Origin of the sequence: Rhizobium indicum (assembly GCF_005862305.2) — a bacterium.
Classification (GTDB): Bacteria; Pseudomonadota; Alphaproteobacteria; order Rhizobiales; family Rhizobiaceae; genus Rhizobium; species Rhizobium indicum.
The window spans coordinates 3076121-3098385 of record NZ_CP054021.1 but is presented as its reverse complement, the minus strand read 5'-3'; the positions used below and the strand labels follow the sequence as shown (position 1 = coordinate 3098385).

Here is a 22265-nt window from a genome sequence, read left to right as displayed (position 1 = left end):
GAATCCACCAGCAATGTTATAAGGATCACATCCGGCCGCTGCTCTGTAAACCCCTCAGGGGTTGAAATCTGCTGCACTGCACACTTGCCGCCCCCCCCAAAGCCTAGTAGAGCCTGAGCCTACGAGAGAAATTTTCGCGAAATTCTACATGATGACCGGCAAAAGCGCGCCGCGGCGCCTCAGCATCTTCGGTTCGACGGGTTCGATCGGCCAGAATACACTCAATGTCGTCGATCATCTGGGCGGACGGGAGAACTTCGAAATGTCCGTGCTGACCGGCAGCGGCAATGTCGAATTGTTGGCCCGGCAGGCGAAATCATCGGGCGCGCGGCTGGCGGTGACGGCAAATGACCGGCATTACGAATCACTGAAGAGCGCACTTTCCGGCACCGGCATCGCGGTCGCTTCAGGAAAATCCGGCCTGATGGAAGCCGCGGACCGCGAAGCCGACTGGGTGATGGCGGCAATCGTCGGCACTGCTGGCCTGGCGCCCACCCTTGCCGCTGCCCGCCGCGGCGCCGATATCGCCCTTGCCAACAAGGAATGCCTGGTATCGGCCGGCGACCTGTTCATCGCAGCGATCCGGGCGGGCGGCGGCAAGCTGCTTCCGGTCGACAGCGAGCACAACGCGATTTTCCAGGTGCTGGAAGAGAACCAGCGCCACGCCGTCGAGCGGGTCATCCTGACGGCGTCGGGTGGCCCCTTCCGCACCGCCTCGCTGCGTGACATGGCGGATGTGACGGTGGAAACTGCGCGCGCCCACCCGAACTGGTCGATGGGATTGAAGATCTCGATCGACAGCGCCTCGATGTTCAACAAGGCGCTGGAGATGATCGAAGCCCGGCACCTTTTCGGTCTCAGACCCGAACAGATCGAGGTTATCTTCCATCCGCAATCGATCATTCATTCCATGGTCGGCTATACCGATGGATCGGTGCTGGCGCAGCTCGGCGCGCCGGATATGCGCACCGCCATCGGTTATGCCCTGTCCTTTCCGCGCCGGCCGAACCTGCCGGTCGAGCGGCTGGATTTCGCCAAGCTCGCCAGGCTGGATTTCGAGGCACCGGATGAGGTGCGGTTTCCGGCGCTGCGGCTCGCGCGCCTGGCGATGACGCGCGGCGGTGTTCAGGGCGCGGTGCTGAACGGCGCCAAGGAAGTGGCGCTCGAAGCCTTCATCGAAGGGCAGCTCTCCTTCCTCGCCATGGCCGAGGTCACCGAGAGGGTCATGGACGATCTGGCCGGCCTGCCGCCGGCCTCCACCATGGACGATGTCTTCGCCGCCGACAGGCAAGCCCGGCAAAGGGCGGCGGAGCTCATGACACTCGCGATCGCCGAGTGAAGTTCAGACGGGCCGATCGCCGAGTGGTCGCCCGCCTGTGATCCTGACGCCCGCGATTAGCGCAACCGGTTCCCACCCTCGTCGAACAATCGGCAATCCGACGGTTCAAACAGCAGGCTCACCTGCTCGCCCGCCGCAATACTGATCGGTGACCGATGTTCGACGGTCAGTGACTGGCCATCGGCAAGCTGGCAATAGAGATATTGCGTTCCCCCGAGATACTCTGAAAAATCCACCCTCGCCGTCAGGCTGCCCGATAGGTCGGATGCCACCTTCAAATGCTCCGGCCGCAGACCGAGCGTCACCGCGGCACCAACCGGCCGATTTGCGGGCGGCAGGCCGCTTTCGATCTGCCGGCCGGCGACTTCGACCAGGCCGCCCTCACCCCAGCGGGCATTGAGCAGGTTCATCCGTGGCGAGCCGATAAAGCCCGCCACGAAGGTGTTCGAGGGATTCTCGTAGATTTCCCGCGGCGTTCCCGCCTGTTCGACGCGCCCGTCGCGCAGCACGACGATCTTGTCGGCGAGCGTCATCGCCTCCGTCTGGTCGTGGGTGACATAGATCATCGTGTTGCCGAGTTCGCGGTGGAGGCGGGCGATCTCGATGCGCATCGAAACGCGCAGTTCCGCATCGAGATTGGACAGCGGTTCGTCGAACAGGAAGACGTCGGGCTTGCGCACGATCGCCCGGCCGATCGCCACACGCTGCCGCTGGCCGCCGGAAAGCTGTCCCGGCCGCCGGTCGAGCAGATGATCGATCTTCAGGATCGCGGAGGCGGCCTTGACGCGGGTCTCTATCTCGGCGGCATTGGTGCGCGCCATCTTCAAACCGAAGGCCAGATTGTCGCGCACGCTCATATGCGGATAGAGCGCGTAGGACTGAAAGACCATGGCGATGCCGCGCTCGGATGGATCGAGATCGGTGACAACACGTCCCTTGATCTCGACCTCCCCGTCGGTCACGTCTTCCAAGCCGGCGATCATGCGAAGAAGCGTCGATTTTCCGCAGCCGGAAGGGCCGACGAAGACGACGAATTCACCCTCCGCGATCGTCAGGTCGATCCCGTGGACCACCTGCAGATTGCCATAGCTTTTTCGCACGTCCTGGAGCACGACGCTCTTGTTACCCATACCGTTCGTCATCCCCAAAAAGACCTATCTGTCCGACTGGACCCAGACGAGCATCTCTCCGGGCGCGCGGTTGTCCCAGAGATGATAGGGCACGAAACGCGCGGTGGCGACCTGCCTTTCGGCAGGCGCCTTGCGGTAGAGCGTCGTTCCCCAGTTCGATGTTTCCTCGCGCTCGACCTTGAGATCGAGGGCGACGGCATCATTGAGATCCTTCAGTACGACGGTTTCGGCTGTGGAGAGCTCACGCGGCAGGACGATGGCGTTGAGGTCTTCGCCGTTGTCGGTCGTTTCGACGCAATAGACCAGCGGGCCGCGCATCAATGCGACGCGCCCGGCATCCTGGCGCACCTTCGGGTTGGCATATTGCGGCCGAAGCGCCAGCGGCAGGTAGAGGGCGACACGATCGCCCGCAGCCCACTCACGATCGATCCTGGCATATCCGTCCTGCATATTGGCGTTGAGATCGAGCATCTCTCCATTAACGCTGAGGGTTGCGCCTTCAGCCCAGTCCGGAATGCGCAGCGACAGTGCAAACTTCGCCGGCTTCTCCAGCTTGGTGGTAAAGGCGACGGCACCGTCCCACGGATAGTTGGTGGTCTGCTCGAGTTCGACCTCGGCGCCGTTGGCCAGCTTCAGCCTTGCGGTGCTCTCGCCATAGAGGTGCACGGCGATCTCATTGTCCGAAACGGCGTACATGTAGGAGCCGATCGAGGTCACCAGCCGGGCGATGTTGGGCGGGCAGCAGGGGCAATGGTGCCACTTCCACCGGTGGTGCTTGCCGGCACTTTCGAGCGGATTGTCGTAGAAGAATGTCTTGCCGTCGGTCGAAAGCCCCGGCAGCGCGCCGTTGTAAAGCGCCTGCTCCATAATATCGGCATAGCGCCGATCCGGACCGCGGCCGAGCATGCGGCTTGCCCAGAACACCAAGCCGACCGAGGCGCAGGTCTCCGCATAGGCGGTATCGTTCGGCAGATCGAAGTAATCGGTGAAGCCTTCGTTGGAGGCCGCCGGCCCGATGCCGCCGGTGATGTACATCTGCTTGGTGGTCAGATCGTCCCAGAGCGTTTCCAGCGCTGCCGTCAGGCTATCGTCCTTGTATTCGGTGGCGATGTCGGCCATGCCCGAATAGAGGTACATGGCGCGCACCGCGTGGCCGACCACCTTCGTCTGCTCGCGCACCGGCTGGTGTGCCTGGCCATATTCATAGGTCTTCTGATGGAAGTCGGCAGCGCTCCGGCCGTCGCGAGCGGCCTCGGCCGTGAAGAAGTGCGGCTCGGTGCCGCGTTCGTCGATGAAGTATTTCGAAAGCTCGAGATATTTCGTCTCGCCGGTCACGCGGGCAAGCTTGACCAGCGCGAGCTCGACTTCCTCATGGCCGCAATAGCCTGATATCTGGCCTTCGCCATGGCCGAAAATCTTGATCATGTAATCGGCATAGCGGCACATGATGTCGAGCAGCTTGCGTTTGCCGGTCGCCTGATAATAGGCGACGGCGGCTTCCATAAGATGGCCGGCGCAATAGAGCTCATGATGGTCGCGCAGATTGGTCCAGCGGCGGTTCGGCTCGACGCGCTGGAACCAGGCGTTCAGATAGCCGTCTTCGTCCTGCAGCTTCTCATACATGTCGATGATCTCATCGGCGCGGGCCTCGAGCTTCGGGTTCGGCCGGCGATAGAGCGAATAGGCGATCGTTTCGATCGACTTGCCGAGGTCGGAATCCCAGAACATCTGCGTCGTCCCGCCCCATGGCTGAATGGGAATGACCACCCCGGGGCTCGGTTGGTTGACGTCGATCGCCTTCAGCATGCCGGCCTCGACGCAGCGGTCGAGCAGGGTCTCGGCCGTGGAATTGCAGACGGCATCCTGCCATTTTCCCCAGAAGCCGCCGAGCTCCACATCGGGAACGGCGACGGGACGAAACTGGCGGTCATTGGTTGATTTGGTCATGGGCTCTACCTTCTTGGGATCATTTCACGGCGCCGGCCATCAGCCCGCGCATGTAGTAGCGTTGCAGGAGCAGGAAGACGATCAGGCAAGGGATCGTCATGACGACGACACCGGCCTGCACCGCTCCCCAGTTGATGGCGCCGAGCCGCCCGGCGCGAACCGCCGTCATCAGCACCGGCAGGGTGTATTTCTCGTTGCTGGAGAGCAGCACGAGGGCGGCCAGAAACTCGTTCCAGGCATTGAGGAAGGCAAAGATCGCCACCGTCGCCACACCGGGAAGCACCAGCGGCAGAAGAACCCGGACCAAGAGCCTGAGGTCGCGCGCGCCGTCGATGCGCGCGGCCTCTTCGATCTCCTTCGGCACGGCGTCGAAGGCGTTGCGCATCATGAACACCGAAAAGGGCAGTTGAAGCGTCACATAGACGAGCGTCAGCCCAAGCAGCGAATTGTTGAGGCCGAGCTTTGCCAGGATGATGAAGAGCGGCGTCAGGATCGATTGGAACGGGATCATCAGCGTCGCGATGATCAGCACGAAAAGCGCATTCTTCATCGGGAATCGGTACCGCGAGAAGCCGTAGCCGGCGAGCAGGCTGACGGCGACGGTGAGCACCACCGTGGCGACCGAAACGAACAGCGAATTGATCATGTGCCGCCAGATGCCGGCGCCGAACGTGTCAAGCAGCGCGTAGGAATCGATGCTGACGCCTGAGGTCGGCCATGGCGGCAAGGGCGGCAGGCTGGCCTCCGTGCCATGCCGGAAGGACGACAACAGCGTGATCACGAAGGGGGCGAGAAAGAAGATCGAGATAGCGATGCCGGTCAGGTGATAGGCCGACTTCGTCCGGATGGCCTTGCGCGCGCGGCGCTCCCTTGAGGTGGTCATGGACGCTCCTCCCCGACGCGAAGCAGCCAGAGCTGCACGATGCTGATCGCCATTAGGATGGCGAGAAGCACGATCGACAGCGCTGCGCCATAACCAAGATTGAACGACACGAACGACTGATTGAAGATGTAGTAGACCACCGAGATCATCTTGTTCTGCGGTCCGCCTGACGTCATGATGTAGAACTGATCGAAAGCGAGGATCGAACCGGTGACGGAGACGATCAGCGCCAGTGCGATCGTCTTGCGCATCAGCGGCAGCGTCAGATGCCGGAAACGCTGCCAGCGGCCGGCGCCGTCGATGCGGGCAGCCTCCGTCAGCTCGGACGGAATGGCCTGAAGCCCGGTCAAAAGAATGATCATGGTGAAGCCGGCGATCTTCCAGACGACCATCACCACGATCGTCAGAAAGGCGGTGTCGAAGGTCGCAAGAAGATTGGGGCTCTTTTCGACGAGGCCGAGCGCCTTCAAGGCCGGGCCGATGAAGCCGCTATCGACATTGGCGAGCCAGACCCACAGCAGCGAGGCTGTCGCAAGACCGACCACGACGGGCAGGAAGATGATCGTCCGGTAGGCGCCGACGAACTGCCGTTCCTTCTCGACGAAGATTGCCAGCGGAAACGCGATCGCGAAGATCGCGATGGTGACGATCACGGTATAATAGGCCGTGAAATTCAGTGCCGTCATAAAACGGGTATCGTTGGCCATGCGGAAATAATTGTTGAAGCCGATCCAGCGGGACGCCCCCATCAGCGGCCAGTTGTGCAGGCTCATCCATCCGGTGAAGAGAACCGGCATGATAAAGAAGACGATGACCAGCGCCATGGCCGGTGCGATGTAGACGAGGCCGCGCCAGTTCGATCGGCGCCGTCGCCTGCGTCGAGGCAATAGAATCTCTGAACCGGAACCGGTCATCAAACGCTCCGCATCTGTCGAGTGGGATTGGCCGGGAAGCTGCCACCGCTCCCCGGCCGCGGCCGGGGGAGAGTTTACTGGCCGCTATCGATGATCGATTGCATTTCCGATTGCGCACTCGAAAACGCGCCGTCGACGTCTTCGCCGAAGATCGCGGCGTTGGTGAAGCTTGCCCATGGCCCGTTGGCGCTGTTGATCAGATCGTTGAACTGCAGCGTATAGGGGGTCTTGGCCACACCGATCGCCTTCAGGCCGACCTGCATGCGCGGATCGAGGCCCTCAAGCACCTTGTCGGCGATATCGCCGCGCGTCGGCAGGCTGCCATACTTCGCCATGATCTTCTGGCCGTCCATCGAATATACATATTCGATGAACTCCTTCACCGCGTCGATCTTCTTCGTGCCCTTGGTGATGACGAAGTTGTCGCCGCCGGCAAAGGACGAAGGCTTCCCGTCGACGCCAGGAATGAGCGTTACGCCGAAGTTGATATCGGGATGCTCGGTCACCAGCGTGCCGATGGCAAAGGCGCCAAGGCTCTGCTGGCCGATCTTGCCGTTGGTGAAGGTCAGGAAGTTGGCGCCGTTGTCGCTGGCGGCTCCTGCCGGCACGAGGTCCTTCTTGATCATGTTGCGGTAGATATCGACGGCCTTGCGCATCTGCGGCGTATCGAGCGTCGCCGTCTTGCTGTCGGCCGACAGGATATCGGCGCCCGCACCCCAGACCAACGGCGTGAAGGTGAAGATCATGCAGCCGCCGCAGCCGCCGCCGGAGAAATAGAAGCCGTAGGTATCGTCACCCAGCGCCCGGATCTTCTCGGCATTGGCGGTGATTTCGTCCCAATTCACAGGTGCCATTTCCGGGTCGAGACCTGCCTTCTTGTAGAGATCCTTGTTCCAGGCAAAGACGGAGGTCTCGACCGAAAGCGGCAGGCCGTAAATCCGGTCCTGATAGGTGCCGAGGCGAACATGCGATGGCGAAAGCGAGTTGAAATAGGGCAGGGATTTTGCCCAGTCCGTCAGGTCTTCCAGCTGGCCGGCCGCAGCAAAGGCCGGATTATAGATCAGATCCATCGACAGGGCGTCCGGCGCCTGTCCGCCGGCGATCGCCGTCGCATATTTCTGCACGAGTTCGGAGAACGGCACCTCGGTCATCACGACCTTGTTCTCGTGACCGGAATTATAGGCTTCGACGACCTTCTTGAAGGCGTCGCCGATCCCCGTACGAACCCACATTTCGACATTCTCGGCAGCTGACGCGGCCGAAAACAGGCACAAGGTAGCGATGCTGGTCGCCGCCAATAGACGCTTGATCATGACACTCCTCCCGATATGGCGCATCTCCTCGCGCCTTTGCTCATTCTCTTGTTCTCATTCCTTCGGGGCTGTACCCCCGCATGACTGCCGGACGATCAGCCGGCACGGCAATTTCCTCACTCCCGGCTCGACAGGCCGTCCTTCCGCAAGCGCGAGCACCGTCAATCCGGCTTGCCGCCCGAGCTCCTTCAGTTCCATGTCCACCGTCGTCAGCGGCGGCCGCGTCTGGGCCGCGACAATCTCCCAATTGTCGAAGCCGATGACCGAGACGTCCTGCGGCACCTTGACGCCGCGCTCGCGCAACGCATCCACCGCGCCGCGGGCGATCTGGTCATTGCCGCAGAAGAGAGCATCCGGTTTTTCTCCCGACCTCTTCCAAAGCTGTTCGACCGCATCATGCCCCCAGCTTTCCGACCAGACGCCGTAGAGCACCGGCTCACGGTGACCTGCCACCTCGTGATAGGCGCCGGCACGTTCCCGCACTGAGAAGAAGTCCTCCGGCCCGGTGATGTGCGCAATCCGCCGCCGTCCGATCTTCACGAGCCATTCCACCGCCAGCCGCGCACCCTGTTCGTCGTCCGAACGGAAGGTGACACTGTTCTGCGTCCCCTCCGTGAATGCGTAGACGACAGGCACATGCAAATTCGAAAGATCGACAGGCAGGCGCCGATCCAGGCGTTTTCCCGTCGCAATGATGCCGTCGACCTGTTTGTCCAGCATCGCATCGACATGGATCTGGGCGAGCGCCGGATCGTCTTCGATGGCGCACAGGAAGACCGAAACGCCGTGATCGACGAGAGCATCCGAGATACCCGCCATGACAGGCAGCGTGAAACGGCCGTAAGTATCGTTCGTCAGCAGCCCGATGGTGAAGCTGCGCTTGCTGAGAAGACCTCTCGCCAGCGCATTCGGCCGGTATCCGATCTCGGCGGCGATCCGTTTCACCCGCTCGCGCGTTTCCGACCCCATCCGGCCGGTATCATTGAGAGCTTTCGACGCCGTCGAGATGCTCACCGCGGCAGCAGCCGCCACCTCGTGGATGGTGATCCTGCCTCTTTTTCCTCCCGATATGTTCAGAACGTCCTCCTTCTGAAGTGATCTGAGAAAAGCTTTTACCAATCCTTATGTCAAGTGAGAAAAGGTTTTCTCACGCCACACCAAAGCTCGGATCGGCAACACAGTTGCGGCAAGAGGCAAGCACAGGGAAAGATCGATGCGCATCGGTCAGGCCGATTGCGATGTGTCATCGGTGTTAAGACCAAGCGCAGAGCGGACGATCTTGGACGGGCAAGGGAGGTTTGTTCCAGCGTCTTTGCGGGAGCAAGACCGATCGCTGTCAGAGCCTCCGGTGGAGGCCCTGAATTACGGTTCGAACCGAGCGATCATCGAAAAATCAGGCGACGTGCCTTGCGAGTGCGCAGCGCGACCAGAGCGAATGCAGCGCCTCAACCAGATGGGCGATATCGGCGTCGGAATGCAGCGGCGTCGGCGTAATGCGCAGGCGCTCGGTCTTCTTCGGCACGGTCGGATAGTTGATCGGCTGGACGTAGACGCCGCAATTGTCGAGCAGCAGATCGGAGATCCACTTGCACTTGGCCGCATCGCCGACCAGCACCGGCACGATATGGCTCGGATTGGGCATATGCGGAATGCCGCGCTGGTCGAGCAGCGCTCTCAGCTTGCGGACACGATCTTGATGGCGGGCGCGCTCGAACTGGCTGACCTTCAGGTGCTGGATCGAGGCGACGGCGCCGGCGGCAAGTGCCGGCGGCAGCGCCGTGGTGAAGATGAAGCCGGAGGCAAACGAGCGAATGAAATCGCAAAGCGCCGTCGAAGCGGCGATATAGCCGCCCATCACCCCGAAAGCCTTGCCGAGCGTGCCCTCGATGACGGTCAACCGGTCCATCAGCCCCTCGCGTTCGGCAATGCCGCCGCCACGCGGGCCGTACATGCCGACGGCATGCACTTCGTCGAGATAGGTCATCGCGCCATATTTGTCGGCGAGATCGCAGATCTCCTTGATCGGGGCGATATCGCCATCCATCGAATAGACGCTCTCGAAGGCGATCAGCTTCGGCGCCCTCGGATCGGCGGCAGCGAGCTTGGCCTCGAGATCGGCCACGTCATTGTGCTTCCAGATCACCTTGTCGCACTTGGCGTGGCGAATACCCTCGATCATCGAGGCATGGTTCATAGCGTCAGAGAAGATTATGAGCCCGGGAATCTTCGCACCGAGCGTGCCGAGTGCCGCCCAGTTGGAAACATAGCCTGATGTGAAGATCAGGGCAGCTTCCTTGCCGTGCAGATCGGCAAGCTCACGTTCGAGCACGACGTGGTGATGGTTGGTGCCAGAAATATTCCGGGTGCCTCCCGCACCCGCGCCACAGTGGTCGATGGCGTTCTTCATCGCCTCGATCACCTTGGGATGCTGGCCCATGCCGAGATAGTCGTTGGAGCACCAGACGGTAACTTCTTTTGCGCCATCGGCCGTATGGCGCGTCGCGCGCGGAAAATTGCCGCGGTGACGTTCGAGATCGGCAAAAACGCGGTAACGGCCCTCGATGTGAAGCCCGTCCAGCTCGCTTTTAAAATACGCTTCGAAATCCATCATATGCTCCAGTATCACGCGACCGTTCTTGCTGACCGGACGTTCGCGCGTCAACCCTTGCCCTTTGCTTTAACATCAACTGCGGCAAAAGGCGCAGAGTTTTGAATGATTCCAGATAAAGAATATGCGAGCCGCGATCAACGAAATTGATGTGGCAAGCATAATGGAAATTCGCGAAACCGTGCAGCTGGCGACAACATCCTGTATCGAAAAAAATCAGGACAGCAGTGGACAACCCTTTCTTCCGACATAGTTTTCGGTCTAGCCTGACAAAAAATAAAAGGGACGGCCTTTGCCCGCTGGGCAACAACCTCGGAGAGAAAAGATGAAGAAAGTTGTCATACTCGCATTGATCGGCTTGTCGATCGCAAGCTGCACGCCGACGCAGCAAGGCGCCGGCATCGGCGCTGCATCAGGCGCCGTCATCGGCGGCGTAGTCACCGGCAACGTCCGTGGCGCGGCAGTCGGCGCCGCTATCGGCGGCGTGTCCGGCGCCCTCATCGGCAGCGTCGCCGAACAGCCCGGCCAGTGCTACTATCGCGACCGCTACGGCCGCCGCTATATCGATAGTTGCCCGCGCTGAGAGCGCACTGAAATCGGCAAATTCAAGAAATCCCGGACACAGGTCCGGGATTTTTTGTGCTAAATTAGCGCGTTGGCAATTTAAAATGGTACACCTCGCGCGATTTTGCCGCTAAGCTATTCATGGCTGGGCAACGAAGCTTCAATGTAGACACAACCAAAAGCGGCGGATGCGGATCAGAGGGACAGGCCCGAAAACAGGTACTGCGTATCGGCGAACAGGCACCATGATGGTGGTCGCAGCGGCGGCTGCGTTCTCACCGGTGCTGATCGGCGACGCTTACGCCTTCAAGCTTTTCGGCATCACCATTTTCGGCAAAGAGGAAGACGAAGGCGAACAGGTGCCCGATCCGGTGCGCTACCAGGTCGACCTCAAAGCCGATACCGCCGATCCGGACCTGAAAGAAGCGTTGGAAAACAGTTCCCGTCTCGTCAGCGACCAGAAGCTGCCGGTTTCCGGCGATCTCGGCGTCGTCGTCAAGGCGCGCGACGACCGGGAGCGGCTGATCGCCACTCTGTATGAAAAGGCCCGTTATGGCGGCCTGGTGACGATCACCATCGACGGCAAGAATATCGACGACCTGCCGCCCAATCCGACATTCGACCGGTCCGGGCCGATTCCCGTCACCGTCGCCATTGCTCCCGGCCCCGTTTTCAAGGTCAGGGAGGTCCAGTTCGGCGGCGATGCCGCAAACCATAATCCCGCCGATTACGATCTCGCCCCGGGTGCGCAAGCCGGCTCGTTGGCGATCATCAGGGCCGGCGACAAGATCGTCGAACAATTGAAGAGCGAAGGCCGGCCCTTCGCCAAGTTGACCGAACGCAAGGTGGTCGCCGATCACAACAGCGATACCGTCGATATCGTCCTTGCTGCCGAGGGCGGCCCCATCGCTCCGATCGGCGATGTCGGCGTCACCGGCGAGAAGACCGTCAAGCCAGCTTTCATCCAGCGTTATTCCCGGCTGAACAAGGGCGAAGCCTATTCCCCGGAAACGTTGAAGAAAGCCGGCGAGCGGCTTCGCGCCCTCGGCGTCTTTTCGAGCGTCACCATTCACCAAGGAGATGCGCTGGCATCGGACGGCACCTTGCCGATGACGATCGAAGTTTCAGAGGGCAAGAGGCGCTACTTCGGCGTCGGCGCGCAATATTCCACCACCGACGGCTTCGGTGTTCAGGGCTATTGGGGCCACCGCAACCTTTTTGGCGAAGCCGAAACGCTGAGGATCGAGGGAGCGGTCTCGCGGCTTGGCGAAACGACCGATGTCGGCAGCCTCGACTATTCCGCCGGCATCCTGTTCACCAAGCCCGGCGCCTTCTTTCCCGCCGCCACGCTGAAGGCCAGCATCGTCGCCAAGACCGAAAATCCGGATGCCTATAACGCCACGCTCGTCACCGCCTCGCTCGGCCTTTCCTACGAACTGACCGACCGGGACACCGTCTCGGCAGCCGGCGAGGTCAGCTGGGAGCGCGACGACGACGCCTTCGGCACGAACGACTACCTGACCTTCACCTTGCCGATCCAATATGACCGCGACGCACGCGACGACAAGTTCAACCCGACGGAGGGTTATCGCGCAACATTCTCGGCTAAGCCCGGCTACGAGATCTTCAACGCCACGCCCTATGCGGCATTCGAGGGCTCGATCTCCGGCTACTTGCCGTTCGGACAGGAAGACGGCGTGGTGCTTGCCGGCAAGGTTGCCGCCGGCGTCCTGATCGGCGGCGACAGCATTGGGGACATTCCCGCCACGCAGCGCTTCTTTGCCGGCGGCGGCGGCTCCGTGCGCGGATACAGCTATCAGGAAATCTCGCCCTATAACGACGATGGCGATCCCACCGGCGGCCGTTCCTATGTGACCGGTTCGCTGGAGGCCCGCATCAAGATCACCGATACGATCGGCATCGTGCCCTTCATCGATGTCGGCACCGTATCGGACAGCACCTTTCCGGGTTTTTCCGATATTCGCGCCGGTGCCGGCGCCGGAATACGATATGCAACGCCTTTCGGCCCGCTGCGGCTTGATTTTGCCATGCCGCTGAACAAGTACGAAGATGGCACAGATTACGGAATCTACGCCGGCATCGGCCAATCTTTCTAGGATTGCCGATTCCGCTCGTGTTTTCCGATCTGTGGGCCGTCATGAAAACGGGGTAGTGTCCGCGCCGATGCAAACGCTGACAAAAATCGTCAACTGGGTCGTACGGCTCACCGGCTATGTCGTCGGCGCCACGTTGATTCTCGCGGTCGTAGCACTGGCGATCTTCGGCTTCACCAGTTTTGGTGCCCGCATCGTCACCGAAAAGATAGCCTCCACGCTGTCCAATCGCGACATGACGATCGAGGTTCGCGAACCGCAAGGCCTTTTGACCGGCGGGCTTCGCGCCGCCGAGATCTCCATCTCCGACACCAGGGGCGTCTTTGCGGAAATTCATGGCGTCGCGATCGACTGGAATCCGCTTGCGCTGCTGACCGGAACCTTCCATGCCAAACGCTTCGAGATCGAAGCGATCAACGTGCTGCGCAAGCCGGTGCGCACCCTGCCCTCGCGGCCGAAGGCTGAAAATTCCGGCGGATTCAGCCTTCCGATCAAGGTCGATATAGACCGCATCGCGCTGCCCGATATCAAACTTGCCGCACCCGTTGCCGGCCGCGCCTTTGCGCTCGCCGCCGAAGGCAGCCTTTCGGCGAACGGCGATGGCGGCGAGGCCGTCGTCAATGTCAGCCGTCACGCGGTTCCGGATGCGCGGCTTGCCGCCGACATCGCTTTTGCGCCAGCCGAAAACCGGCTGCGGCTGAAGGCGCAGCTGTCCGAGCCGAAGGGCGGGCTGCTGGCAGGCTTTCTCGGTCTGCCGGACAGCCCGGCCGTCAACATCGATCTCGATGGCCAGGGGCCGATATCCGATTGGAAAGGCAAATTGCAGGCTGCCCTCGACGGGCAGCAGCGTGCCGCAATCGAAGCGCGGCACCAGATTACGGAAGACGGGCTGCACCACCTCGACCTCAAGGGCGGCGGTGACCTGAGCTCGCTGCTTCCATCGGCATTCCGGCCGCTTTTTGCCGGCCAGACCAATATCGATCTTGCCACCACCTTCGACAATCACGGCAAGATCGATATCCAGACCGGCAATATCGCCACCGGCAGCGTTGTGATCGCCGCCTCGGGCACCCTCGATCCTGCCGGCAACAACAGCCTGAACGCCAATCTGCTCGGCACGTCGGGGCCTGTCGATTTCCGCTGGCCGCTCGCCGAAGGCGAAGCCCGCTTCCTGATATCAGGCCTCAACCTGGCACTAACAGGCGATGCGCAGACCGCCCGACTGAACGTCAGCGGCTCGCTCGACACCGCAACCCTGCCGCAGGCCAATATCGGCAACATCAAGCTGACAGCAAAGAGCGACGCCTTCAATCTCGCCGCCCGTTCCGGCAGCGTCCAGTTGCGCCTCGTTGCCGGCGACGCGACCTTTGCCGAGCCGAACCTCAATCGTGCGGTCCAAGGCCCGATCACCATCGCCTCGCCGCTGCAGATCTCGCCCAGTGGTATCGGCTTCAACGGCACCACCGTCGAAAGCGCCAATATCAACGGCAGCCTCAACGGCTCCTATCGGCTGACAGACCAAGCGCTGACCGGCAACCTCAAGCTCACCATCAACCCGGCAGCCCTGCCGGCTGCGGCAACAGGCAAGTTCGACGGGCCGATCTCGCTCGAAAGCCAGGTGGTCGGCACCATCCCGTCGAAATTCGCGTTGTCCAATCTCGTCCTGAAGTCCGGCACGCTCGAAGCGGCGGGCAACGTCGCGCTCGACGGCGGGATCTTGAACGCCGATCTCTCCGGCCGGTTGCCTGACATCGGCAAGCTCATCCCCGGCGCCAGCGGCGGGGCGGGTTATGCGTTGAGAGTGGGGGGTGAGCTCCCGGCGATTTCCGTCACGGCCAATCTCAAGGCGCCCAGCCTTGAAATGGCCGACCGCGTGCTCGGCAACCTCAATATCGACCTGTCGGGTCTCGCCGATCCCAAGGCCCCGCAGGGCAGGATCGCCGCCACCGGCACGATCGACGGCCAGCCGATCGGCATCAACGGCGACATCCGCTCGCAGGACGGCAAGACGAGCATTCCGACACTGACCGCCGATATCGGCGGCAACCGGCTGACCGGCAATGTGGAATTCTCGTCTTCCCTTGAGCCGACAGGCGCGCTGACCTTCGATTTCCCCAATATCGGCCTGCTCGCCGCACTCGGCGGACAGAAGGCCGAAGGCGATCTCAAAGGGTCGCTCGGCGTCAGCAGCGACAGCGGCAGGATTGCGCTCAAGCTGCTTGCGACCGGCGGCTCGATCCGCCGTGATACGCTTGCGATCGTCAAGCCGGATATCGATGTCACGGTCAGCGATCTCAAAGCCCTTGCGGCAAACGGCACGGTCAAGGCCGAGGAGGTGAGTGCCGGAACGAACAGGCTCGCCGGCCTTTCGCTCGGTTTTACCAAGCAGCAAGACCATACCGATTTCGATCTCGATGCGGCCTATGACGGCAATCCCGTGCTGGCCACCGGCAGTATCGAAGCGGCGGGCGGCACGATGCACCTGAACCTTGATCGCTTCTCGGCAAGCCCCCGCAATATCCCGATCGAGCTTGCCGCACCGACGCAGGTCGCAATCGGCGGCGGTGCCGCCAGCCTGAACGGACTGATGCTGAAAACCGGCACCGGCTCGGTGACCGTCACCGGTTCCGCCGGCGAAACGCTGAAGATCGATGCAGACATCCGCGAGTTGCCGGCAGCGCTTGCCAATGGTTTCGTGCCCAACCTGTCAGCCGACGGCACGATCTCAGGTACGATTGCCGTGACCGGAACGCCGGCAGCACCGGTCGCCGACTTCAAGCTCGACTGGAAGGATGCGACGACGGGTCAGACGAAGGGGGCGGGCCTGGCACCGCTCGGCATCACCGCCGGCGGCAAATTCGCCGACAATAAGCTCGATTTCGACACGACGGTCGGCAGTAGTGACGGCCTGTCGCTGAGGGCTGCCGGCAATGTCACGCTCGCCGACCCGAAGGCGCCGGTGCTTGATGTCGACGCCGATATCCTCAATCTGCCTGCCCGCATCGCCAATGGTTTCGTTCCCGATCTCGCCGCCGAAGGCACGATTACGGGAAAAGTGGGGGCTTCCGGCTCCCTCGCTAATCCCACCGCCAATTTCGATCTCGATTGGAAAAATGCTGCGACGAGCCAGACGAAGCGTGCGGGGCTTGCCGAGCTCGCCGTCAAGGCATCCGGAAAATTCGCCGACAGCAAACTCGATTTCGACACCGTGATCGGCGGCCCCAACAGTCTCTCGCTGAAGACAACCGGCAATGTCGCCATCACGGGCACGACGCTCGGCAACGTCACAATCGACGCCGCACTGGCGAATGTACCGGCAAATATCGTAAACAGCTTCGTCGCCGATCTCGCCGCCGAAGGCGCGATCTCAGGAACAGTCTCGGCCAACGGGTCGCTCTCCGCTCCGACCGCCAATTTCGATCTCAATTGGAAAGATGCTGCGACGAGCCACACGAAACGTGCCGGCCTCGCCGCGCTCGGCGTGACCGCATCGGGAAAATTTGCCGACAACAAGCTTGATTTCAATGCGGCAGTCAGCGGCGATAAAGACCTCTCACTGAAGGCCATGGGCAATGTCGCATTGGCCGGTACGGCGATCGACAGCATCAAAGTCGATGCAGCGCTGGCAAATGTCCCGGCGAATATCGCAAACAGCTTCGTCGCCGATCTCGCCGCCGCAGGCGCGATCTCAGGAAAGATCTCGGCCAGCGGGTCGCTTTCCGCCCCGAGTGCCGATTTCGACCTCAATTGGAAGGATGCTGCGACGAGTCACACGAAACGTGCCGGCCTTGCCGCGCTCGGCGTGGCCGCATCGGGAAAATTTGCCGACAACAAGCTTGATTTCAATGCGGCAGTCAGCGGCGATAAAGACTTCTCACTGAAGGCCATGGGCAATGTCGCATTGGCGGGTACGGCGATCGACAGCATCAAGGTCGATGCCGAGATCGCCAAGCTTCCGGCCAGTCTCGCAAATGCCTTCGTTCCCGATCTGGCGGCCGGCGGCACGGTATCAGGCACCCTGTCCGCCACCGGGACACCCGCCGCACCGAAAGCCGATTTCAAGCTCGACTGGACGGATGCTGCGACCAGCCATACCCGAAGCGCTCATCTCTCGGGCTTAGCGCTTGCCGCATCCGGACGCTTCGCCGACGACAGGCTCGATTTCGAAGCCAATCTCGGCGGCCAGGACGGCCTGTCGCTGAAGGCCGCCGGCAATATTGCGATTTCAGGCACGTCGGTCCGCAATCTTGACGTCAAGGCCGATCTCGCCAACCTTCCGGCAGGCCTCGCCAACGGCTTCGTCCCGGGTCTTGCGGCCGAAGGCACAGTCTCGGGAACAGCATCTGCCTCCGGCGCGCTGCCAAAGCCGGCGGTCGATTTCAAGCTCGACTGGAAGAACGCTGCGACCGCCCAGACCAAGAGCAGCGGCCTTTCGGGCCTGAGTGCTGCGGCTTCCGGCAAGTTCGCCAATGACAGGGTCGATTTCGAAGCCAATCTCGCCGGCAAGGACGGTGTGTTGGCCAAGGCGACGGGCGGCGTCACAATCGCGGGAACTGCCATTCGGGACCTTTCGATCAATGCCGATATTCCGGCGCTGCCGGCAAATATCGCAAACGCCTTCGTTCCAGGACTCGGTGCCGAAGGCACGCTTTCGGCAAGCGCCGTGACGTCGGGAACGCCGGCAAATCCGATCGTCGATTTCAAGCTCGACTGGAAGGATGCCGCTACCAGCCACACCAAGGCTGCCGGCCTATCTCGCCTTGCGCTGGCGGCGACGGGAAAATACACCGGTGACAGGCTGGATTTCGATGCCGCCCTCAACGGCGGCGGCGGCATCGCGCTGAAAGCTGCCGGCAATCTTGCCATCGCCGGCACGTCGATCCGGTCGCTCGATGTCACGGCGAATACCAACAATCTTCCGGCCGGCATTGCCAACGGCTTCGTTCCCGGCCTTGCAGCCGAGGGCGCGGTCTCTGCGACCGTAAAAGCCACCGGCGCGCTATCGGCGCCCTCCGTCGACTTCAAGGTCGACTGGAAGAACGCAGCGACGAGCCAGACAAAAGGTGCCGGCCTTTCGCCGTTCAGCATCGGCGCATCAGGCAAACTTGCCGGAAACAAGCTGACGGTCGATACCAGTCTTGCCGGTGACGCCGGCATGTCGCTGAAGGGCGGCGGCAGCGTCGTCATCACAGGCAATCGCGCCATGGACATGCGCTTCACAGGCAATCTTCCTTTCGCCGTGCTCGGCGCCCCGCTTGCGCAACAGGGCCTCGTCGCGGACGGCGTCGCCACCGTCAACCTGCAGATTGGCGGAACGGCCGCAGCACCCGTCATCAACGGCACTGTCTCGACCAATGGCGCAAAGCTCGTCGACGTTCGGCGCAATATGGCCGTCAACAATCTGACGGCGACCGTGACCTTCAATGGCAGCCAGGCCGTGATATCGCGCCTCACCGGCAACCTTGGCGGCGGCGGTACGATTTCGGCCAGCGGCACCATCGGCATCCAGCCGGCCGGAGGTTTTCCCGCTGACATTTCGATCAAGCTCGACAAGGCGGTCTATGTCGATGGAACCCTTGTCGTCTCGACAGTCAATGGCACGGTCGGCCTGCGCGGGCCGATCACCAATGCGACGCTAAGCGGCAAGCTTCGACTGGACAAGACCTCGATCACGGTCCCGGAAAAATTGCCCACCTCGCTGAGAGAAATCGACATCCGCCACAAGAATGCGCCGCGGGCTGTACTTGCGCAGTTGCGGGATGACGGCGAGCAGAAACCCGGAGAGAAATCCTCCGTGATCACGCTGGATCTCGAAATCGACGCGCCCTCGCATATCTTCGTGCGCGGCCGCGGCATCGATGCCGAGCTTGGCGGTCTGGTGACGATCCGCGGAACGGCGGCTGCACCCATCGTGACCGGCGGTTTCACCATGCGCCGCGGCCGCATGACCATTCTCAACCGCCGGCTGGATTTTTCCGACAAGAGCAGGATCACCTTCGCCGGCGACCTGACGCCGGCGCTCGATATGGAAGCGACCTCGGCCTCAGGCTCGACGACGCTGACCGTCGACGTCGCCGGCCTCGCTACCGACCCCGCGATCACCTTCTCCTCCTCGCCCGAACTGCCGCAGGACGAGGTGCTGGCGCAGCTGATCTTCGGCCAGTCGATGTCGAAGCTCTCGCCGGTGCAGATCGCTCAGCTCGCCGACGCGGTCAGTCAGCTGGCCGGCAACCGCTCGACGTCGCTTTTCGAAGGCCTGCGCAACCAGCTCGGCGTCGACGATTTCGACGTCAGCACCGATTCCAAGGGCCAGACGAGCGTCAGCGTCGGCCGCTACCTCAACGACCGCACCTATTTCGAGTTGCAGCAGGGCGGTTCGGCTGGCGCCAAGGCGGTGATCAACCTCGATGTCGGCCGCGGCGTCAAGCTGCGCGGGGGGGCCGGTGGCAACGGTGAGGGCGAAGCCGGGATTGTCTACGAACGGGAATATTGATGCCTCTCGCAAGAAGCTGTGCAGCAGTTTGAGGACAGCATGCACGAGCTTTAAGCCGGCTTAGAAACCGGTTTTGCTGGTCTTCAGAAGGATGTTGGTCTCGGTCGAATTGATGCCGTTGATTAGCCGGATGCGGCGCAGCGTCTCGTCGAAGGCGGCAAGGTCGCGATCCTCGAGTTCGGCGACGAAATCCCATTTGCCGTTGGTGCTGTGAAGCGCGCGCACCTGCGGCAGGCCCCTTAACTGATCGGCCACCCTGTCGGCGAGCTTGCCGAGCACCTCGATCATGACGATGGCGCGCACGCCGGCGGAGCGCGTCTCATGGCCGGTGCGGATGGTGAAGCCGACGATGGTGCCGCTGGCCACCAGCCGGTCGATACGGGTGGCAACCGTTGCCCGCGATGCGCCGGTCATCGCCGCAAGCGAGGAGACGGAAATCCGGGCGTTATGGCGAAGTGCACTCAGAAGTTCGGTGTCGAGATCATCCACGCTGATCACTTTGTCAAAATGGGTTTATCAATCTGCGCAATCATAGTCCATTTCTGACACTTTTCCATCTTTTTGCCGCCAGCCCTTTGTCCCACTATCGGCCGAAACAGGCCTCAACACGGAGCCCTCCACATGAATGCGCAATCGCGATCTGTCACCCTCATCGGCGCGCCGCTGGAAGAAGGCTCCGGCCGCAGAGGGGCTGCCATGGGCCCCGCGGCCCTGCGCATAGCCGGCGTCGACCAGACGCTGATCGAGCTTGGCCATGACGTCGCCGATATCGGCGATCTCAGGATCGTGCCAGCAATGGACCTGCCGAACCACCCGAAGGCCCATAATCTGAGGATCGTCGGCGCCTTCACGCGCGCCCTCGAAAGCAGCGTCCACGACGTGGCCGCCTCCGGCCGTTTCCCGCTGATTCTTGGCGGCGACCACAGCCTCTCCATGGGCAGCGTCTCCGGAATGGCCCGTTATGCCGCCAGCAAAGACCGCCCGCTCTTCGTGCTCTGGCTCGACGCCCATGCCGATTTCAATTCCCCGGCCACCTCGCCCTCCGGCAATATTCACGGCATGCCGGTCGCCTTCTTCTGCGGCGAGGCGGAGTTCGCCGAGATCCTGCCGAAGGACCGTCCGTTCGTCGATCCGAAGAATGTCTTCCAGGTCGGCATCCGTTCGGTCGATGCGCGCGAGCGCGAGGAAATCCACGAACACGGCGTCAATGTCTTCGACATGCGCGCGATCGACGAGCAGGGCATTGGCGCCATCATGCGTGAGATCCTCGATGTCGTCACCAAGGCGAACGGCCTGCTGCATGTCAGCCTCGACCTCGATTTCCTCGATCCCGAGATTGCGCCGGGCGTCGGCACGACGGTTCCGGGCGGCGCGACTTTTCGCGAGGCGCATCTGGTGATGGAAATGCTTTCGGACAGCGGCCTCGTCTCGTCGCTCGATCTCGTCGAGCTCAATCCGTTTCTCGACGATCGCGGCAAGAGCGCCCGCATCCTGGTGGAACTGACGGCAAGCCTCTTCGGCCGCCGCATCTTCGATCGTCCGACACGCGCCGCGTAAGAGCATGTCGAGCAAAAGTGTGCAGCGGTTTTGCGATAACGACATGCGTGAAATAAGATTAGAGGGAGTACGACCATGAACACTTCGGAAAAACTGATCGCCACGGAACAACGGCTCGGCGCCCATAACTACAAGCCGCTCGACGTGGTGCTGACGCGTGGCGAAGGTGTTTATGTCTGGGATACCGACGGCAACCGTTATCTCGATTGTCTCTCGGCCTATTCCGCCGTCAACCAGGGCCACTGCCATCCGAAAATCCTCGCCGCCATGGTCGAACAGGCAGGCAGGCTGACGCTCACCTCCCGCGCCTTTCGCAACGATCAGCTCGCCTATCTCTACGAAGAGCTCGCGGCTCTCACCGGCTCGCATAAGATCCTGCCGATGAATTCCGGCGCCGAAGCGGTGGAGACCGCCATTAAGGCGGTGCGCAAATGGGGTTACGAGGTCAAGGGCGTGCCGGAGGGCAAGGCGGAAATCATCGTCTGCGCCGATAATTTCCATGGCCGGACGCTGAGCATCATCAGTTTCTCCACAGATCCCGAGGCCCGCAGCGGTTTCAGCCCCTACACGTCAGGTTTCCGCATCATTCCCTTCGGCGATGCCGAGGCTTTCGCCGCCGCAATCAACAGAAATACCGTGGCCGCCCTGATCGAACCGATCCAGGGGGAAGCCGGCGTCATCATCCCGCCGTCGGGTTATTTCACCCGCATCCGCGAGCTTTGCACGGCAAACAACGTCACCCTCATCCTCGACGAGATCCAGACCGGCCTCGGCCGTACCGGCAAGCTGCTGGCCGAGGAGCACGAAGGCATCGAGGCCGACGTGACGCTGATCGGCAAGGCGCTGTCCGGCGGCTTCTATCCGGTGTCGGCCGTGCTTTCGAATTCCGAAGTTCTGGGCGTGCTGAAGCCCGGCCAGCACGGTTCGACCTTCGGCGGCAATCCGCTCGCCTGCGCAGTGGCGCGCGCAGCACTCAAGGTTTTGGCGGAAGAGGGCATGATCGAGAACGCCGCTGTTATGGGCGACTACTTCCTCGAAGGCCTGAGATCGATCCGCTCGAACATCGTCAGGGACGTACGCGGCCGCGGCCTGATGATGGCCATCGAGCTGGAACCCGAAGCCGGCGGCGCCCGGCAATATTGCCATGCGCTGAAGGAGCGCGGCCTTCTCGCCAAGGACACCCACGACCACACGATTCGCCTCGCTCCACCACTGGTCATATCAAGGGAGCAGGTCGATTGGGCGGTCTCGCAGATCGAAAAGACGATAAGCTGAGTAAATCGGCGAAATTCTTCTTCAGAATCCCGACTGCAGCGCCGCGCGTCTTTTAGACGCGCAAAGGACGCTGTAGCACTTTGAATTGCTGCAAAAATATCGGCTGGAGGAGATCGGCAGCAAAACTG

Annotated in this window: 14 protein-coding genes; 6 read left to right on the top strand and 8 right to left on the bottom strand. The window is 61.8% G+C overall.

From position 1 onward, the window contains the following. Positions 1 to 148: 148 nt before the first annotated feature. The gene (dxr, locus tag FFM53_RS15145; protein WP_138389534.1) at positions 149 to 1339 is read left to right on the top strand and encodes a 1-deoxy-D-xylulose-5-phosphate reductoisomerase; all 1191 of its coding nucleotides are present in this window, start codon (positions 149 to 151) and stop codon (positions 1337 to 1339) included. A gap of 56 nt (positions 1340 to 1395) precedes the next feature. Here the strand turns inward: dxr and FFM53_RS15140 are convergent, their stop codons facing one another. The 7 genes from FFM53_RS15140 to hemA all read right to left on the bottom strand — a co-directional run bounded on the left by FFM53_RS15140 (position 1396) and on the right by hemA (position 10134). Next, entirely contained in the window at positions 1396 to 2469 is a 1074-nt protein-coding gene (locus tag FFM53_RS15140) for an ABC transporter ATP-binding protein (protein ID WP_171600156.1), read from the bottom strand. Between the two features lie 24 nt (positions 2470 to 2493). Continuing rightward, positions 2494 to 4416: a glycoside hydrolase family 127 protein gene (locus FFM53_RS15135; protein ID WP_138389533.1), complete on the bottom strand. Its 1923-nt coding sequence runs from the start codon at positions 4414 to 4416 to the stop codon at positions 2494 to 2496. A 19-nt stretch (positions 4417 to 4435) separates the two neighbouring features. Then, positions 4436 to 5299: a carbohydrate ABC transporter permease gene (locus FFM53_RS15130; RefSeq protein WP_072640387.1), complete on the bottom strand. Its 864-nt coding sequence runs from the start codon at positions 5297 to 5299 to the stop codon at positions 4436 to 4438. After that, the gene (locus tag FFM53_RS15125; RefSeq protein WP_129421912.1) at positions 5296 to 6213 is read right to left on the bottom strand and encodes a carbohydrate ABC transporter permease; all 918 of its coding nucleotides are present in this window, start codon (positions 6211 to 6213) and stop codon (positions 5296 to 5298) included. The genes FFM53_RS15130 and FFM53_RS15125 overlap by 4 nt, the downstream gene beginning before the upstream one ends. 74 nt (positions 6214 to 6287) lie before the next feature. After that, positions 6288 to 7526 (bottom strand): ABC transporter substrate-binding protein, encoded by a 1239-nt coding sequence (locus FFM53_RS15120; protein WP_138389532.1) that lies wholly within the window; start codon positions 7524 to 7526, stop codon positions 6288 to 6290. A gap of 54 nt (positions 7527 to 7580) precedes the next feature. Beyond that, entirely contained in the window at positions 7581 to 8558 is a 978-nt protein-coding gene (locus FFM53_RS15115) for a LacI family DNA-binding transcriptional regulator (RefSeq protein ID WP_138332022.1), read from the bottom strand. Positions 8559 to 8919: 361 nt separating this feature from the next. Next, on the bottom strand, positions 8920 to 10134 hold the full coding sequence (gene hemA, locus FFM53_RS15110) for a 5-aminolevulinate synthase (RefSeq protein WP_138331732.1): 1215 nt from the start codon (positions 10132 to 10134) through the stop codon (positions 8920 to 8922). 325 nt (positions 10135 to 10459) lie between these two features. Here hemA and FFM53_RS15105 point away from each other — a divergent pair, with 325 nt between their 5' ends. The 3 genes from FFM53_RS15105 (at position 10460) to FFM53_RS15095 (ending at position 19305) form a co-directional block, all read left to right on the top strand. Further along, positions 10460 to 10717, top strand: coding sequence for a YMGG-like glycine zipper-containing protein (locus FFM53_RS15105; RefSeq protein WP_012759223.1), 258 nt, complete (start codon positions 10460 to 10462; stop codon positions 10715 to 10717). A gap of 169 nt (positions 10718 to 10886) precedes the next feature. Continuing rightward, a complete protein-coding gene (locus FFM53_RS15100; protein WP_173883591.1) occupies positions 10887 to 12815 on the top strand; it encodes an autotransporter assembly complex protein TamA in 1929 nt (642 codons plus the stop codon). Positions 12816 to 12882: 67 nt separating this feature from the next. Continuing rightward, positions 12883 to 19305 carry a translocation/assembly module TamB domain-containing protein gene (locus FFM53_RS15095; protein ID WP_138389531.1) on the top strand — a complete coding sequence of 2141 codons (6423 nt, stop codon included), beginning with the start codon at positions 12883 to 12885 and terminating at the stop codon, positions 19303 to 19305. Positions 19306 to 19365: 60 nt separating this feature from the next. Here FFM53_RS15095 and FFM53_RS15090 read toward each other — a convergent pair whose 3' ends face one another. Further along, positions 19366 to 19803 (bottom strand): Lrp/AsnC family transcriptional regulator, encoded by a 438-nt coding sequence (locus tag FFM53_RS15090; RefSeq protein WP_011653765.1) that lies wholly within the window; start codon positions 19801 to 19803, stop codon positions 19366 to 19368. Between the two features lie 123 nt (positions 19804 to 19926). On the opposite strand from FFM53_RS15090, the gene rocF reads away from it, so the two are divergent. Together rocF and rocD are read left to right on the top strand one after the other, a co-directional pair. After that, the gene (gene rocF, locus FFM53_RS15085) at positions 19927 to 20862 is read left to right on the top strand and encodes an arginase (RefSeq protein ID WP_025396247.1); all 936 of its coding nucleotides are present in this window, start codon (positions 19927 to 19929) and stop codon (positions 20860 to 20862) included. A 75-nt stretch (positions 20863 to 20937) separates the two neighbouring features. Further along, on the top strand, positions 20938 to 22137 hold the full coding sequence (rocD, locus tag FFM53_RS15080) for an ornithine--oxo-acid transaminase (protein WP_138389530.1): 1200 nt from the start codon (positions 20938 to 20940) through the stop codon (positions 22135 to 22137). Positions 22138 to 22265 lie beyond the last annotated feature (128 nt).